Here is a 17112-nt window from a genome sequence, read left to right as displayed (position 1 = left end):
CCGGCAATTTGCCGGGCCTTACTAACAAGATTAAGTGTAAAATTTAGCCGTTAAGGCAAAAGGATAATTCAAATATTTTCAGATTTCTATTGAACTTAATCTATGTTCGGGGATTGATAGTATGAGGCATTTATTATTTGATATTTTTTGATGAGGTGAAAATTTTTCATCCTTCAAATTCAATACGGCAAAAGTAGGATAACAGGGTTCACTTCTTTATAAAAAAGCGGGTGATGTGACTGAATAAGGTGATGAAATGTATTTTTTTGATGATGAAACGTTGAGGTCATTCTAAACGGCTTATTGTACGTTTCACTGGCTCTTTTCGCGGGCTCGTTCAAAATAGAAAGATTTCCTATCAAATCAATTTTTATATTTACACTTACAAAGTCCCGAATATGAACAGGATTGCCACAATCAGAAAAAAAATAACCCGAAACAGGAAAATTATTTCCACCGCAAAAAGGAGGCTGGTGATCTGGCTGGTGGCCATCATTACCTTCTATATTTTTTCCTATCTGATCGACCCGTTTGATCCTGCGTGGATGGATTATCTAAACGGGCCGTGGCAGCTTATGGTAGAAGATTTGCTGTGGGTATTTCTTTTCTCTGTTCTTCTGTCAGAGGTGAGTATATTCATCGACAGGACCCTTAATAAACTCCTTCCCTGGAGCAACAGGACGGTTAAAAGACTTCTGATCCAATGCGTTATCCAGATTGTAGGAAGTGTACTGATCATCATCATCGTCAATTTTATCATAGAAAGCACCACAGAAAACCTGTCCAAACTGGATTATCGTAAGGAATTCACACTTTTAGGTCAATGGGTCGCGACGAATATCATGATATCACTTATTATCAGTGCTTTTAATACCGTTGAGTATTTGCTGGAAAACTGGAAAAAAACCGCAGAAGAAGCTGCCCAGCATAAACTCAGGGCTTCAAAACATAAGCAGGCCGCAATGGCTGCAGAACTTCAGGCGCTTAAACTACAGATAGATCCCCATTTTATTTTCAATAATCTCAGTGTACTTTCTGAACTCATTTTGGAAGATCAGCAGCTTGGCTATGAATATTCTGAGAAATTTGCCAGAGTCTATCGCTATCTTCTCGTCAATTCCGGGAAAGATGTCATCGCTGTAGAAGAAGAATTGAAATTTCTGGAATCCTATATTTTTCTGATTGAAAAGAGAATCGGCGACGGTGTTATATTTAAGATTGATGTCCGCGAAGAACATCGGAAAATGTACACCGTTCCGTTATCTCTTCAACTGTTGGTTGAAAATGCTATTAAACATAATCAAACCTCAAAAACAAATCCGCTGGAAATAGAAGTCTACACGCTTCCAACCGGAGAACTGGTGGTTGCGAATACCTTCCTGCCACTGATCAATAAACCGGATTCTTCGGGGGTCGGGTTGAGAAATATCAAAGCCAGATATGAGATTCTAGGCTACGGAAAGCCGGAAATAGAAAAGACAGAAAACAAATTCATTGTAAAACTTCCCCTGATATGAAGATTAATAAGATTTTAATCATCGAAGATGAAAAATTGAATGCAGACCGATTAAAAAGGCTTCTTTTAAAACTGAGGGTCCACGTGGAAATTATGTCGGTAGAAGAATCCATTACCTCAGCAGTAGAATGGCTGAATCATAATCCGGCTCCCGATATGATCATGATGGATGTGCGTCTGGCAGACGGCCTTAGCTTTGAAATCTTTAATAAATTTGAGATCCGCAGTCCGGTGATTTTTACAACAGCTTATGACGAATATGCCGTTCAGGCCTTTAAATATAACAGCATAGATTATCTTCTGAAACCCATAGACGAAGATGAGCTGGAAGCTGCACTGAGACGCTATGAAACCTTTATAGAAACCGTTCCGTTCGTAGGAACAGCGATTGAGGGGTTATTGAATTATATCCAACCCAAAGACTACAGAAAACGCTTCCTTCTTGCCCACCGCGACGGCTATAAAACCGTTTTGGCGGAAGACATTCTCTATTTCTACACAGAACTCGGAATAAGCAAAGCAGTATTGAATACGGGCACCATCGAAAATGTTCCTCAAACTCTCGAAGAACTGGAAAGACAGTTGGATCCGAAATTCTTTTTCCGTGCGAACAGGCAGTTCATTATTCACATAGACTCTGTAAAGCAGGTCTTGAATCACTTCAACGGAAAATTAAAACTGGAACTCCGAAAACAACAACCTGACATTGAAATCATCGTCAGCAGAGAAAAAGCCTCTGTCTTCAAGTCCTGGATGGATTATTAAAGCAGGTACGGGATACGGGTTTGAGAGTTTCGGGGTTCGGGTTCCGAGATACAGGTTTGAGAGTTTCAGGTCAGGAAGTTTGAGAGTCGGAGCGTTTGAGCGTTTCAGTATACGGGTTTTTGGCTGGTCTGAAATCTGATGTCTGACATCTAGTATCTGATATCTCCTCCAAAAATTCACCATTCACTTGCGAAGCAAAATTGACCATTCACTTTCCCCAATCTCTGCCTCAACCTAAAAATCTCATATCTGAAATCTTCTCCTGAGAGATTTTTTCATTTTCCTTAGCCTACGTTTCACCTGCGATTAATTACGTTTCACCGGATTTCTTCATCTGGATCCTTATTCTGTGCGCTTATTTTGCAAGTGTAAAATTTAAAAACAGATCATTATGAATTATAAAAAAGGATATTGGGTGCTGTCGTTAGCCGCTGTTGTCGGGCTTAGCTCCTGCAGCTCAGGAAACGGTCAGGAAACAGCTCAGCAGATGAGTGCGGTACCTACAGGTTTTATTCAGTTGAAATCCGGTGATGCAGATGTTTCTGCGGGATATCCGGGAAGTATTGAAGGGCAGGATAATGTAGATATTAAAGCTCAGGTCACAGGATATCTGGAAGCCGTTTATGTAAAAGAAGGTCAGTATGTGAATAAAGGTCAGACCCTTTTCAGAATCAATCCTTCCGTGTATAATGAGCAGGTGAATAATAATGAAGCTGCTTTGAAAGCCGCAATAGCCGCTCAGGAAACTGCAAGATTGGAGGTAGAAAAGCTAAAACCTCTGGTAGAAGGAAAAGTAGTTTCCGATATGCAGCTCAAAACCGCTCAGGCGAATTATAATGCAGCAGCGGCACAGGCGGCACAGGCCAGATCTTCATTAGGCTCATCACGAATCAATGCCAATTTCACTTACATCAAAGCGCCGGTAACCGGTTATATCGGGAGAATCCCGAACAGGGTAGGAAACCTCATCAGTCCTTCAGATGCAGCTCCGTTGACATCACTTTCGAATATCAATACGGTGAATGTCTACTTCTCAATGAATGAAGCTGATTTTATAACCTACACCAGAAAAACAGTATCAGGAGAAGAGACAGAAAATGTAGAACTGATCCTTGCTGATGGTTCAAAATATTCCTACAAAGGAAAAGTGGAAAATGCCAGCGGGAATTTTGACAAAAATACGGGAAGCATCCAGATGAAAGCCATTTTCCAGAATCCGGATAAATTATTGAGAGCAGGAGGAACAGCAAGAGTTTTATTACATCAGTCTCTGGACGGAATTGTAAAACTTCCCAAAACGGCAGTCAAAGATATTCAGGATAAATTCTTCGTATACAAACTGGAAGGGAAGGATAAAGTAAAAATGTCCCCGATTGAAATTTCAGGAAGCACATCTCAGGATTATTTCGTGAAAAACGGAGTCAAAGCCGGTGATAAAATCGCCGTGAACAGGATTGACGTGCTTACAGACGGAGCGCTGGTGTCAGCGGATGTGAAATAATAGATAATCATTCATTCTTAGAAAATTTAACATGTTAAAAAAGATAATAGACCGTCCGGTACTGGCAACGGTAATATCTCTGATCATTGTCATATTGGGGATTATAGGACTGAACCAGCTGGCGGTGACCAGATTTCCGGACATTTCGCCACCCACCATTACCGTTATGGGTTCTTATCCGGGTGGAAACAGTGAAACTGTAATACGTTCCGTGGTAACGCCTCTGGAAGAGCAGATCAATGGAGTGGAAGACATGGAATACATGAAATCGACTGCCAGTAACGACGGAAGTTTCTCCATTTCTATCATATTTAAACAGGGCGTTAATGCAGATCAGGCGGCCGTCAACGTACAAAACAGGGTTCAGCAGGCCACACCGATACTTCCTCAGGAAGTGGTAAGAATGGGACTGACGACTTCCAAGCAGCAGAACAGCATGGTGATGCTTTTCAATATTTATACCGATGATAACAGCAAATATGACGAAACGTTTCTGCAGAATTATGCCAATATCAACCTGATTCCACAGGTCAAAAGAGTAAAAGGAGTAGGACAGGCGCAGGTATTCGGAATTAAAGATTACTCCATGAGAATCTGGCTGAATCCTCAAAAAATGGCCTCGTATGGCCTTGATCCTGCTGATGTTTCCAATGCCATTGCAGATCACAGTTTAGAATCCGCTCCCGGAAAGCTGGGCGAGGAATCTGATGCAGCACTGGAATATGTGATCCGCTATAAAGGAAAAAAGAACAAACCGGAACAGTATGAAAATATCATCGTTAAAAACGACGGCACCAAGCTTATACGCCTGAAAGATGTCGCCCGCGTAGAATTCGGGTCGCTTTCTTACAGTGGAGACAATCTTTCCAATGGGAAAAATGCGGTGACCGTAGCGATTATGCAGACGACAGGTTCTAATGCCAACGCCATTGAAGTAGGGATCGACAAATCTATAGAACAGCTTTCGAAATCATTTCCTCCCGGGATAAAATATTCCAAGGTGATGAGTACAAAAGAAAGACTGGATGAAGCCACCGGACAGGTAAAATCTACTTTGATCGAAGCATTTATTCTCGTGTTTATTGTGGTATTTCTCTTTCTGCAGGACTTCAGATCTACCATCATTCCGGCAATAGCGGTTCCTGTTGCCATTATAGGAACCTTCTTTTTCCTTCTGGTATTAGGATTTACGATCAATGTACTGACGCTCTTCGCTTTGGTACTGGCCATCGGTATCGTGGTGGATGATGCCATTGTCGTCGTAGAAGCCGTTCATTCCAATATGGAAGGGACAGATCTTTCCGGAAGAGAAGCGACACATAAAGCGATGAGTGAAATTACTGGAGCAGTTATTTCCATTACACTGGTGATGTCTGCTGTATTTATTCCGATTGGGTTTATGTCCGGATCAGCGGGAATGTTTTATAAGCAGTTTGCCTATACATTGGCCATTGCCATCATTATTTCAGCAGTGAATGCCTTGACTTTAACACCTGCTTTATGCGCTGTATTCCTTAAAAACAACCATTCAGAGGGCGGAGAACATCCGAAGGGATTTGGGAAAAGATTTGCAGTAGCATTCAATGCCGGTTTTAATAATATGACCAACCGATATGTAAACGGTGTAAGATTTCTGATCGGACGTAAATGGATAGCAGGAGGTTTGGTAGTAGGCGTAATCGGTGTAGCAGCATGGCTGATGACCAGTACCCCAAAAAGTTTCGTTCCAATGGAGGATGACGGGCTTTTCATGTACACGTTAAGCATGCCGCCGGGAACAGGTTTGACCAAAACCACGGAAACAGCAGCCAAGATCAATGCTATCCTGAAAAATGTAGAAGGAATTCACGAAAATACATCCATCACAGGATACAATTTATTAAGTAACAGTGCCGGTCCTGCTTATGCGATGGGATTTGTGAAACTTAAACCTAAAAAAGAAAGAGGAAAAGTCCAGGATATTGATGAAATCTTAAACAGAGTGAATGAAAAGCTGGCTTCCATTAAAGAAGGAAGTGTAATGACCTTCAGAATGCCGCCTGTAGAAGGATACGGGATGACCAATGATGCGGAAATTGTGCTTCAGGACCGAATGGGAAGAGATCCACAGGCACTGAAAGCAAAAGCGGATGAGGTCATTGGGCAGCTGATGAAGGTACCGGAAGTAGGCTTCGCGTATACCATGTTCAGGGCAGATTATCCGCAGATGGAACTTGAAGTGGATGAAGATAAAGCCAAACAGTTGGGAGTAAGCATTTCTAACCTTTTGGGAACCGTTCAGACGTACTTTTCAGGAGATCAGTCTCAGAATTTTTCAAGATTCGGGAAATTTTACAGAGTCAATATCAAGGCGGATGGTATGTTCCGAATGGATGAGCAGGCTTTCAACGATATTTTTGTAAAAAATAACCAAGGTCAGATGGTTCCGGCCAACACCATGATCACCTTGCATAAAGTCTACGGACCTGAATCCACGCAACGATACAATCTTTATAATTCACTGAACATCAATGTGTCTCCAAAACCAGGCGTAAGTAACGGAGAACTGATGGGAAAACTGGAAAAAACACTGGATAAACTTCCTTCTGATTACAGCTATGAATGGACCGGATTAAGTCTGGAAGAAAAATCAGCCGGAAACCAAACGATTGCCATATTTGGATTGTGTCTGCTGTTTGTGTATCTGCTGCTTGCCGCACAGTACGAGAGCTACATCCTTCCTCTGGCAGTTATGCTGTCCATTCCCACAGGAGTTGTAGGAGCGTTTCTGGGAATAAAAGCAATTGGACTGGACAATAACATTTACGTGCAGGTAGGATTGATCATGCTGATTGGGCTTCTGGCGAAAAATGCCATCCTTATCGTAGAATTTGCGGTGCAGAGAAGAAAATCCGGGTTATCTATTCTGGAATCTGCATTAGACGGAGCAAAAGCAAGGCTACGACCGATCATTATGACTTCCCTGGCATTTATTGTAGGAATGATCCCCTTGATGATCTCGTCAGGAGGAATGGCTTCAGGAAACAGATCCATTAGTACAAGTGCGGCCATGGGAATGTTGAGCGGCGTGGTACTGGGTGTTTTTGTAATTCCAGTATTGTACATGTTTTTTCAATATCTGGATGAGAAGTTTTCATCAAAGAAATATAATGAGAAACCGGAAAATCAACCATCAAATGAAACGATTTAACATCAATAAAATATTTTTTTACGGCGCAATGGTATCTGTATTGACATCCTGCGCTGTAAGAAAACCTTATGCCGGAACGGATGCCAATATCCCGGCAGCATACAGAGATCCCGTAAAATTAACCGGAGATACCATCGTACTTCCCTGGAAAACGTTCTTCAAAGATCAGAAACTTCAGGGATTAATAGAAAAAGCACTGACTAAAAATAATGAAGTCTCCATAGCGCTTAAGAATATGGAACAGCTGGATCTTGCCTATAAACAGGCAAAAAATGCATTGCTACCAACCCTTGATTTTAGTGCGGGAGCCAACCGAAGCTGGGCCTCGAAAAACAGCCTTAATGGATCGCTTAATGAACAGTTCACCGGCAATAAATACATCGATGATTTCAGCGCCTCACTGAAACTGTCCTGGGAAGTAGATATCTGGGGGAAATCCAAAATGCAGAAAGAATCGGCTGCAGCTGGATATTTTGCACAGAAAGAAAATCTGGATGCCTTAAAAAGCAGGATTATTGTTCAGGTGGCACAGGCCTATTACAATTTAATAAGTCTGGATGAACAGCTGAAAATAGCGGAGAGAAATATTGAATTAAGCAATAACACGCTTCAGATGATGAATCTTCAGTTCAAGGCGGGGCAGATCAATTCATTGGCGGTACAGCAATCCGAAGCGCAGAAGAAAACGGCTGAGCTATTGATTCCATTGGCCAAACAGAATATTTCCGTTCAGGAAAATGCATTGAGTATTCTTTGCGGCGAATATCCCGGAAGCATTGAAAGAGAAGGTAATTTAGTAGAAATGATTCCTGAAAACAATCTGTCAGAAGGCATTCCTGCCCAATTATTGAGCCGTCGTCCGGATTTGAAAGCTGCAGAATTCAATGTAATCAGTCTGAATTCAAAAACAGGACTGGCAAAAGTAGCGATGTACCCAAGCATTAGCCTTTCCCCACAAATCGGGCTGAATTCGAATAAATTTAATACCTGGTTTGATCTGCCGGGATCGATTACCAAAACGCTGGCAGCCAATCTTGCCGTTCCTATTTTTCAAAAAAAAGAGATGAAAACGGCCTACGAAACGGCGGTGATAGAACAGGAAAAGGCTGTAATCACCTTTAAGCAATCCGTCATGACCGCTGTGGGAGAAGTTTCAGATGCTATGGCTAAATCCAGAGGGTCTTCCGAAAGGCTGGAATTGCTGGAGCAGAGAACGGCTATTTTAGATAAAGGCATCAACGATGCGCTGAAACTGTATAAAAGCGGGATGGCCACCTATCTGGAAGTCATCACAGCACAGAATAACAAACTTCAGAATGATCTGGAAGCCGTGAATGTTACTCTGGAAAAACTCAATGCCGAAGTTGATTTATACAGAGCATTAGGAGGAGGAACTCATTAATTTTACTTTTAAATAAATACAAACAAAAAAGAAGCTGCAAAATGTAGCTTCTTTTTTATTTTTTATACTTTAAATGTTTAAAAACGAAGTGTTTAGTTTTGAGTGGCTGTTGTCATGCCTGAATCTTTGAGAACTTTCTTTAAACTGTCTGAAAACAGCACCAGCCCGGCAGCCATCATGATAATATCTTTTACAACCAATCGTCCTGCTCCTGATAAATAAGGAAACCCGAATTGTGGAGTAGGAAAATCTCCACCCAGATCAGGAACATAGACCTCCGGAGTTGTCACAAGAAATGATAGCGTCACAAAAGACATGATGAACGTTAAAGCTCCACTCAAAGCTCCAATCTTGGGATACCATATGCCTAGTAGGACGAGAATAGCAATAATGACAATCATTGTTCCCAATCCGTATGAAAATATATAAGTTCCATTTTTAGTGTGCCAGTTGATGTTTTTCTTTACCGTTTTCCCTTCCGGATTTTTGTACAATGTATACTCTGAGACCAGTTTTTGGTCTTCGTTAAGTACTTTATGGCCAGCATTTTTATAAAAGAAACTCATAAAAGGACTGTTGGCCACGAAAGGAACAATTCCGTCAGCTTCATACTGAAAAGCTTTAAGCCCTCCGATCCAGGCCATCACGATGAATATGGAAATTCTTAAAAAATTAAGGAAATAAGAATCTAATCTAAGAAGCCGGGTGTAAAGTGTATTGGTTCGCATCTGATTTACTTTTTGACAAAGGTATATCGCTGCAGAATGTATAAAAATAGAGATATCAGGACATTACATGGACATTTTAGCCACAATGGAAATACCTACTTTCTCCCGGTACTTTTTGGGTGAGCAACCCACCGATTTCTTGAAATACCGACTGAAATAAAATTCATCACTAAATCCTAAGTCTGAAGCGATCTCCTTTACTGAACGGTAGGTCAAATGAAGAAGTCTTTTGGCTTCCAGGGTGATTCTTTCATTGATAAGCTTACTGGGACTTTTATCAAATTCTTTCTTAACGGCTTTGCTCAGGGTGCTGTTGGTAATATTCAGCTTTTCGCTGTAGAATGACAGTTCTTTTTCGTCCTTAAAATGAAGTTCCAGTAATTTTTGAAACTCAGTTGCGTTTTTATTGGGAAGTCTTCCGCTAGAAATTTTTTCCTCCATACGACCGCTTTTCTGTTTGCTGCAGATCGCCAGGATGAGTTGTATGTATGTTTTAATGATTGATTCCGAGAAAAGATGTTTTTCAGAAAGCTCATGTTGAATATGTTCAAAAATCCCAAGAATATATTGATAGCTATCTGAGGCCAGCTTAATACCTGGATTGAGATAAATATTATTGAACAGAAGTCCATTGCAGGCGACTTCCTCTTTATGATACTCTATGCAGTAATAATCGCCGTGAAAGAAGAGAATAAAAATTGGATCATCAGTTTCTGAAGCCAGCTTTAATTTCTGATAAGGAGTGAGAAAAAGAACAGTACAGCCTTCATAAGAATAATTAATCTGATCCACGGAAAAAACACCAGTTCCTTTCAATAAAACCACACCATAATTCTCAGTATTAAAATCTGAAGGAAAACCGGACGCGGGATAAGATTGTATTTGCACAGACATGGAATAAATATAGGGAATATTTTAGAAGTTATGAGTTTCGGGATGCGGGATGCGGGGTGCGGGTTTGAGAGTCGTAGTGTTTGAGAGTTTTGAGAGTTTATGAGTTATAAATTATGAGTGATGAGTTTTAGGATGTAGGTTTTGAATTGTCTGAAATCTGATGTCTGCTCAGAAATTCACTATTCACTTGCGAAGCAAAATTCACCATTGACGTTTCTCAACCTTAACCTTAGACTCAACTTAAAAATCTGACTCTTAATTTAATTTTTTTTTCAACACGTCAAGTTCTGTCGCTTCCGGTTCTGATATTTGCTTCAGAAAAACACACAAATGAAAACAGACTTTAAAACACAGGGTGGACATCTCCTGCCGGATACCACCTAAAAAAATAAGGCTCACTTAAGAAGTCATTATGATGCAAATGACATTCAATCTTATCAATTAATACAACCAAAATCAAATTACAAAATGAACAACATTGAAAACAATGCTGCCGGATTGCCGGTGGAAAACACACCCACGCAGACGCTTTTCAGATTCGTAAGCTTAAGAAGCCCACAACTGTCTGATGAAAATGAACAGGATAAAAGATTTGTACTTGCTCCTGAAGAATTAAAAAGCAGTCACTTTTATAAACATATTTTAGATAATCCGGGGCAGCCTAAGCAAAGATTATTAAGAGAGTATGCCGGGATTTTTCAGCAAAGTCCGGATTATGTTTCCGAAAAGGATTTTTTTAAAGAAAACTATACAAATTTGTATGAATTAGCTTCATGGATTGCAAAAAACAAAGAGACGTGTACAAATGATGAATTATTAGCAAAGATTGATGTCCACTTAGCTTTTACGGGTGATATTATGCAGTTGTGGAATAATCTTATTTATCAAGTCGTTGCTCAGAAAGATTTTTATATCAAAGAAACAGTTATGCAGATGCTTCTTGCAAAGCATATCCTTAATAATAAAGGAACGGAAGAGCGCAATAAAATTCTTCTTGGTGCAAGAATCGTTCTTCCTAAAAATTTAATGTTGGATGAAAATACCGTTTCAGGATCTCAAAGGCTTTCAAAAATAGCAGACAATGAGTTTAGGGCAACTCTTCCTAATGAGGAAATGAAGAAACAGCAACTGATCTCTGAAGGAAAGCTAAAGCTTGGCAGATATGAAAAACTGACCAAGAACTTTATTCTTTTGGAGAAGCAGTACCGTGATGATTATCAGAGAGAATATGAAATTCAGCACCAAAAATATCAGGAGGAGATCGCAAAAGCCATCGAAGAGTATAATGCAAAAGTTGCAGAAAACAGAGAAAAATACTGCCCGACAAGAACTCCAGGGATGCCCTATGATCCGAAAGATCCTTGCCAGCAAATTCCTGGTGTTCCCGAACCCGTATTACCTAAATTTAATTTTCAATTCCGTTCTGAAATTGAAGCAGAATATCTTACAAGGGCATTGAAACCTGAAAATATGGATACTTTATTGGATATTTTAGGCCACGATTTTCAACCCGAATCTACAGACAAAGAACGTGCGGAAATAAGTAGGGCACCTGATCTGAATCAGTTACTGGAAGGTAGAAATACGTTTTCAGAAATCAATTCTCTGATCACAGAATCCGGAGAAAAGAGCAACAAAATGATTGCTGAAAATACAGAAGCAAATACAGAAGTGTATACGAGTATCGGAGGTGTTATTGTTCCAATGGCAAAAGCTGCTGCTGTGCCATTTACTTTCCAGCTGTGTCCCAAAGGAATCTATAAGCTATTTGGACTTACCATGGCATTAAATGTTCCTGATGCTTCCTGGGATGTTTCAGACGTATATTATGAATTAGTTAGCGGAAGCCTACCCACTCAAACAGGATCTAATTTTGTAAAATCCAGAAACGGTAATACTATTTTCTTAAATGATCTTTTAGGACAGGGTGTAGAATTTGCCATGTTTGAGGGCGCTTCTTTTGATCTTAGAATATCTTTCACCAATGGTCGTGTAGCTCAGTTTAAGACACCCGGAATTACTATAAGAGGCTGTATTTCTTCCAAGTTTGAACTGGAAGTTGAAGAGACAGACAATCCTGTTGAGCCCATTAAGGAGGAAGAGAATTTTATTCCTTCAGGATTTGGCTTCAAACAGATAGGAATTGCAGATTATCTGAAAGTTGAGCAGAGCACCCATGCTTATGTAGAGGGGGAAGTGGCTCATATTGAGAATATCATGGCAAGAGAATACCGTGAGAAATCTACCCGAAAATTAAGACGAAGCGAAAATACGACCACTTCATCTTCTGATACCGAAAGAGAACAGCTTTCAGATACTACGACGGCTAACCGTTTTGAAATGCAGTCTGAAGTTTCCAAGGTCTTACAGGAATCCAATGATTTTGCGGGCTTTGTCAATGCAAGCTATGGTGGTAAAATGTTTTCCGTGAGCGCTGGCGCAAATTATGCCAACCACCGTTCGAAAGATGAAAGTACGAGGCAGGCTGTTACCCAGGCTCAGGATATTACAGCAAGAGCCATGGACAGGATCGTAACAAAAATCCATGAGGAAAGAATCGAAAAAATTATTGATGAATTTGAGGAAAACAATTCTCACGGATTTGATAACCGAAAAGGTGACAAAAATGTAGTAGGCGTTTACCGATGGGTAGATAAACTGATGAAAAATCAGATCTACAACTACGGTAAGCGAATGATGTTTGAATTTATGGTTCCTGAACCGGCTAAATTACATTTATTGGGAATGACGTCTCAGAAAGCCCCTGATCAGATCGACCTGATCAAGCCGGAAGATCCGAGAACATCGGTTGTCATGCCCATGAAAAACTATGACGCGCTCACGACAGATGCCGTTTTAAAATACTGGGTATCAAAATACAATGTGGAAGTTCCTGAAAAACCAGTAGAAAACTACAGCATAGGAAAACCATTAAGTGGACAATATACCAATGAAAATAATTCGATCCAGAATGTAGCTGTTAAAGATGAAATTCAGATTCCTGAAAATTATATTGCGGTAAGCTGCAGAGTAGGGTATAGTGCCGTGGGCGACAGCAGTGAGTCTGCAATGTGTATTCTGATAGGAGATATCCCATTCTATATGCGTGGTCGTTGGTCTCAGCTTGAAGTACGTCAAAGAGAAACTTTTGACAAGCCTTATTCCAAAACAGTTCCTATTTCAGCTACTTTTTATGAAATTTTTTCGGGAACAGCTAATTGTGTTGTTGATCTTAAATTGACACAGGATGCTAAAAATGCTTGGTATGAGAAAGTCTTTAAAGCCATTATTGACGCTTACGAAGATGCGTTGATAGAATATAACAATAAGCTTGCGGAAGAAAAGAGTAAGGCCGTAGAAATCAAAGGTTCAAACCCAACATTCTACCGTCAGATTGAAAATACGATTTTACGTAAAAACTGTATTTCTTATATGGCAGACAGAGCCTCAGGATCTACTCACGGATATGGTTTGGAAGGACTGACCAGTGGTTCTGCTTTCAGCAACTATGAAACCGTTTTAAATGGCAGTCTGGATAAATACACGGCTTTTGTTAAATTTATGGAACAGGCCTTTGAATGGGAAAACCTTTCATACAACCTATATCCATACTACTGGGGCAATAAGCAGAACTGGCTGAACCTTTACCAGTCAGAAGATACGGATCCTTTATTCAGAGCCTTCATGCAAAGTGGTATGGCCAGAGTAGTGGTAACGGTACGTCCGGGATTTGAAGAAACAGTACAGTTCTATTTGGCAACAGGAAAGATCTGGAATGGAGGAGAAGTTCCTGTCATTGGAGACGAGCTTTATCTATCTATTGCTGATGAAATGAAAGAGCCAAAGGGTCCGAAACAAGGAAAAGCATGGATCACAAGACTTCCTACTGCTCTGAATATTCTGCAGGCAGAAAGCATCGGGCTAAAAGTAAGACATGCGCTGCCGTTCAGTACAGAAAATCCGGATGATTTTGAAGTGCCTTCAGAAGTGATTACTGAGGAGAAATTCAATTTTGAGAAAGACAGCAGTTTATTAGGTGGTGGTACAGCAGAAAAATGGATTGAATTAAGTTTCAATCATATGGATTCATATCGATCAATTTCTGATATGGATTATGAAAAAATTTTCCCTAGAATTTATGAATGTTTAGGAAATACTATTAAAGTAGATAGAGATGCTTCATGGTCCGGAACAGAACATTCTACTATCTTCTATAAGGCTCTTGCAGACGAAATCTCTTCGGTTGAAGGAGTACAGGCAATACCTACGGGAGAGAATGGACTTACTTTTAGAATCAATATTTCTAAATTTAAAACATTCACATTCAGAAAGCCGGGTGGAGTAGATGACTTTGAATTACTAAAAATATCAACCGACGCGGAAACATATGTGAAAATTCATAATCCAACAGAATATAATACTGCGGATAGAATTCGAGATAAAGACGGAAAGGCTCTTTCTCAAGCCGACTTTACAAGCAGAGCTCCTCTTTCCAAATTTTTAGTTTAACCCTTAAATTTTAAAAATGAGCCGAGTAAAACTCGAGGCTATTTGGCAGCACGAAAAAGTGCTGCCTTATATCCTCACGACCTTAAAAGATAAGATCAGCGAGATTACTGCCGTAGAAAAGATTTTTCTTTTTGGAAGCAGAGGCCGGACTCCTTTTGAACAATGGAAGGATCTGGAAGGAAAAGACTGGGATGTTTTGGTTCAGGCAAAATGTAAACTTAAAAATGCCCATGTACTGGTAGACAAAGACTATTATCTGGATCTTCTTGTGCTGGATGAAGAACAGATCAAGAAATATTATTCTGAGGATAGACTGATGATGGTTTTTCCGGAGAATAAGTTAAAAATGAAACCATGAGTTTAGAAATATTAAGCAATCCTTCATTAAGGAATTCACAGAATTCCTTTTTTGAAAATGATGATTCTTCTTTTCCAGTTTTGGTCTCTCCTCCCGAGCTTAAACAGCTCACAGCAAAACAGATTGCTAATACCTATTATAGTGGCAAACCTGTAATGGAGGGCAATGGTTTTCAGATTTATTCAGACGAACCTGTATTCGGAGGAAATATAGAAGAAGTAGTTGTGTATAAAAGCAGGTTCAGTCAAATGATCGGAGGAATTGATGTTGTTCTTTTCGCTAGCAAAAATGGGGCATTCCTTCTTCAGCGCTATATGGAAGCCTTACCTGGCAGTAAACAGCTGATTCTTTTTCTTGAAATCAATGATGAATATAATTTCAATACAGTAATGCGCGTTGTGGCTGGAGCAGATGTTACAAAGAATAAAGACTTACTGTTCAATGATATACTTACTTTTACAAGAAAGCATGAAGTTACTGTTTCTCCAAAAGCACTTGAAGACCTGATAAAGAACGGGATATACCGAAATAAAGTGGGTTTCGTCAGCTGGCTTTTAGGTTTAAAAGATGCCAGTGTAGGAGAGATCTTCAGTTTTTTTAAACAGGAAATCCTGGAGGGAGCTGCTCATTTTTTTATTGAGGGTATCGCAGATAACGTTGCTAAGTTAAGAATTTCGGAAGATGGCTGGAACCCGGATGTGAAAGAAGGGGAATACGATCCTGCATTTATCCCTGATGTACTTTATGAAGAACTTAAAAAATTCTATGAACACAAGAGTTCTAGTAATCCATATGAAAATTTGGAAGGCCAGAAGAAAATAAATTCCAAACTAGTTAAATCCTTATTTGAAAGGATAAACGGAGTTAAAGCAGATTTTAATAACCTCCTGAATAATGCGGAGGATTTCTTCCCTGCTTTTATCTTTAAGAAAATAAAACAGTCTTTGAATTTATTTTTCAAGCAGATAGATAAGATGGAAGAATTTCTTATTGATCCGCTTACGGGAATGCAACATATCATCTATAGGAGCCATCAGATAGCGAATGCTTTTCTTTGTGGAATTTATAACAGTCTGATTGATATTATTGCCGGGATTTTTTCAATTATAGGCTTTATCTTCAAAGCGGTGGCTGCCATGGATAAAGTGAATGACCATAAAGTTGAATATGGTGAGATGTTTCTTGAACTGATGGAAGATCTGATGGAAGGAATCATGAAATTTGATTATCTTGATTTCTTTAAGCAATGCATCACATTTCAGATAAGAACTATTATTCGTCTTGTGATGTGGGTTGATCAAAAAGTACCTCAGTTTACTTTAGAGAAAGCGGCTTATTATTATGGCTATATCATTGGGATCATTATAGACATTATCGTTGAAACACTTCTTACTGGTGGAGCGGCAGCTGTGGCGAAGTTGGCTAAAACAGTGGAAAGTTTTATCTTAAACCCATTAGGAAAAATCTCCAAAGCGATTACACAGGCTGAAAACTTTCTGACAAGAATTATGGAGTTTATCAGTATGCTCCTTCGTGAATTTAAAAAAGGAACAAAAGAAATTTTTTCTAAATTAGAGAAATTTTTAGATGAAGTTTTTGGTTTTGGGGATGAAGTGGCGGATCATGCAGTGACGCCTGCGGAGAAAAGGGTGAAGGAGAAGAATGGGAGAAGACAGGAAAAACTTGATAGAAAGAATGATCCAACAAAAAGGAAGAGGACTAAGCAACACGAAGATTTTATCAAAAAATGGTCTGGAAAACCAATAAATGCTCTTGCCAAAACTGAAATAGCAAACGCTCTGAAAGGATTTACCGAGCAAGGGAATAAAATTGCAAAGCTTATTGAAGAAGAAAAAATAATTATTCATATTTTAGATGATGATGATTACATTAAATTATGTATGGAAGAATATGGAGACACTTTGAAACAGGCGACTAATACTCATGCTTTTGCTGATGGTGTAGATATGTATTTCAGATCTTCACGAAAACCAGATATATTCTTAAGTGAACTTATGCACGAAGGAACTCATGCTAAAGAGGCGTTTGAAATTATTAAAATGATTAAAAGTGGTAAAACTGAGACGGAAATTAGAAGTATTTTTGGAAATAACTGGTCCTCAGAAAAACGTGCATTTTTTCATGAACACGCTTGGCAGGAAGCTACTGGAAGAACAAAAGATTTCGATACAATAGAAGAAATGTTAGATAACATTTTTACAAACTATGATGAATATTAAAAATTATAA

General features: G+C 39.5%; 10 protein-coding genes. 8 read left to right on the top strand and 2 right to left on the bottom strand.

The features are described 5' to 3' along the window. Positions 1-398: 398 nt before the first annotated feature. From N0B48_RS16005 to N0B48_RS15985, 5 genes are all read left to right on the top strand, one after another. Positions 399-1517, top strand: a complete 1119-nt coding sequence (locus N0B48_RS16005; RefSeq protein ID WP_259839836.1) for a sensor histidine kinase — start codon at positions 399-401, stop codon at positions 1515-1517. Then, positions 1514-2281, top strand: coding sequence for a LytR/AlgR family response regulator transcription factor (locus N0B48_RS16000; RefSeq protein ID WP_259839834.1), 768 nt, complete (start codon positions 1514-1516; stop codon positions 2279-2281). Before N0B48_RS16005 ends, N0B48_RS16000 begins: the two co-directional genes overlap by 4 nt. A gap of 391 nt (positions 2282-2672) precedes the next feature. Next, positions 2673-3782 (top strand): efflux RND transporter periplasmic adaptor subunit, encoded by a 1110-nt coding sequence (locus N0B48_RS15995; protein ID WP_259839832.1) that lies wholly within the window; start codon positions 2673-2675, stop codon positions 3780-3782. 31 nt (positions 3783-3813) lie between these two features. Then, positions 3814-6972, top strand: a complete 3159-nt coding sequence (locus N0B48_RS15990) for an efflux RND transporter permease subunit (RefSeq protein WP_259839831.1) — start codon at positions 3814-3816, stop codon at positions 6970-6972. Continuing rightward, entirely contained in the window at positions 6959-8374 is a 1416-nt protein-coding gene (locus N0B48_RS15985; RefSeq protein ID WP_259839829.1) for an efflux transporter outer membrane subunit, read from the top strand. The genes N0B48_RS15990 and N0B48_RS15985 overlap by 14 nt, the downstream gene beginning before the upstream one ends. A gap of 92 nt (positions 8375-8466) precedes the next feature. Here N0B48_RS15985 and N0B48_RS15980 read toward each other — a convergent pair whose 3' ends face one another. Both N0B48_RS15980 and N0B48_RS15975 read right to left on the bottom strand, forming a co-directional pair. Then, positions 8467-9102 (bottom strand): DUF417 family protein, encoded by a 636-nt coding sequence (locus N0B48_RS15980; RefSeq protein WP_259839828.1) that lies wholly within the window; start codon positions 9100-9102, stop codon positions 8467-8469. 63 nt (positions 9103-9165) lie between these two features. Beyond that, on the bottom strand, positions 9166-9996 hold the full coding sequence (locus tag N0B48_RS15975) for an AraC family transcriptional regulator (RefSeq protein ID WP_259839827.1): 831 nt from the start codon (positions 9994-9996) through the stop codon (positions 9166-9168). Between the two features lie 468 nt (positions 9997-10464). Between N0B48_RS15975 and N0B48_RS15970 the strand changes: the two genes are divergently transcribed. The 3 genes from N0B48_RS15970 to N0B48_RS15960 are packed head-to-tail and all read left to right on the top strand — an operon-like array spanning position 10465 to position 17103. After that, entirely contained in the window at positions 10465-14505 is a 4041-nt protein-coding gene (locus N0B48_RS15970; RefSeq protein WP_259839825.1) for a hypothetical protein, read from the top strand. Between the two features lie 16 nt (positions 14506-14521). Next, positions 14522-14863, top strand: a complete 342-nt coding sequence (locus tag N0B48_RS15965; protein ID WP_259839823.1) for a hypothetical protein — start codon at positions 14522-14524, stop codon at positions 14861-14863. Next, a complete protein-coding gene (locus tag N0B48_RS15960) occupies positions 14860-17103 on the top strand; it encodes a hypothetical protein (RefSeq protein ID WP_259839822.1) in 2244 nt (747 codons plus the stop codon). The genes N0B48_RS15965 and N0B48_RS15960 overlap by 4 nt, the downstream gene beginning before the upstream one ends. Positions 17104-17112: the final 9 nt, after the last annotated feature.

The sequence above is a fragment of the Chryseobacterium herbae genome (genome assembly GCF_025154075.1).
Lineage (GTDB): Bacteria > Bacteroidota > Bacteroidia > Flavobacteriales > Weeksellaceae > Chryseobacterium > Chryseobacterium herbae.
Note: the sequence above shows the minus strand (reverse complement) of the source record. Positions and strands in the feature narration are given on the sequence as shown.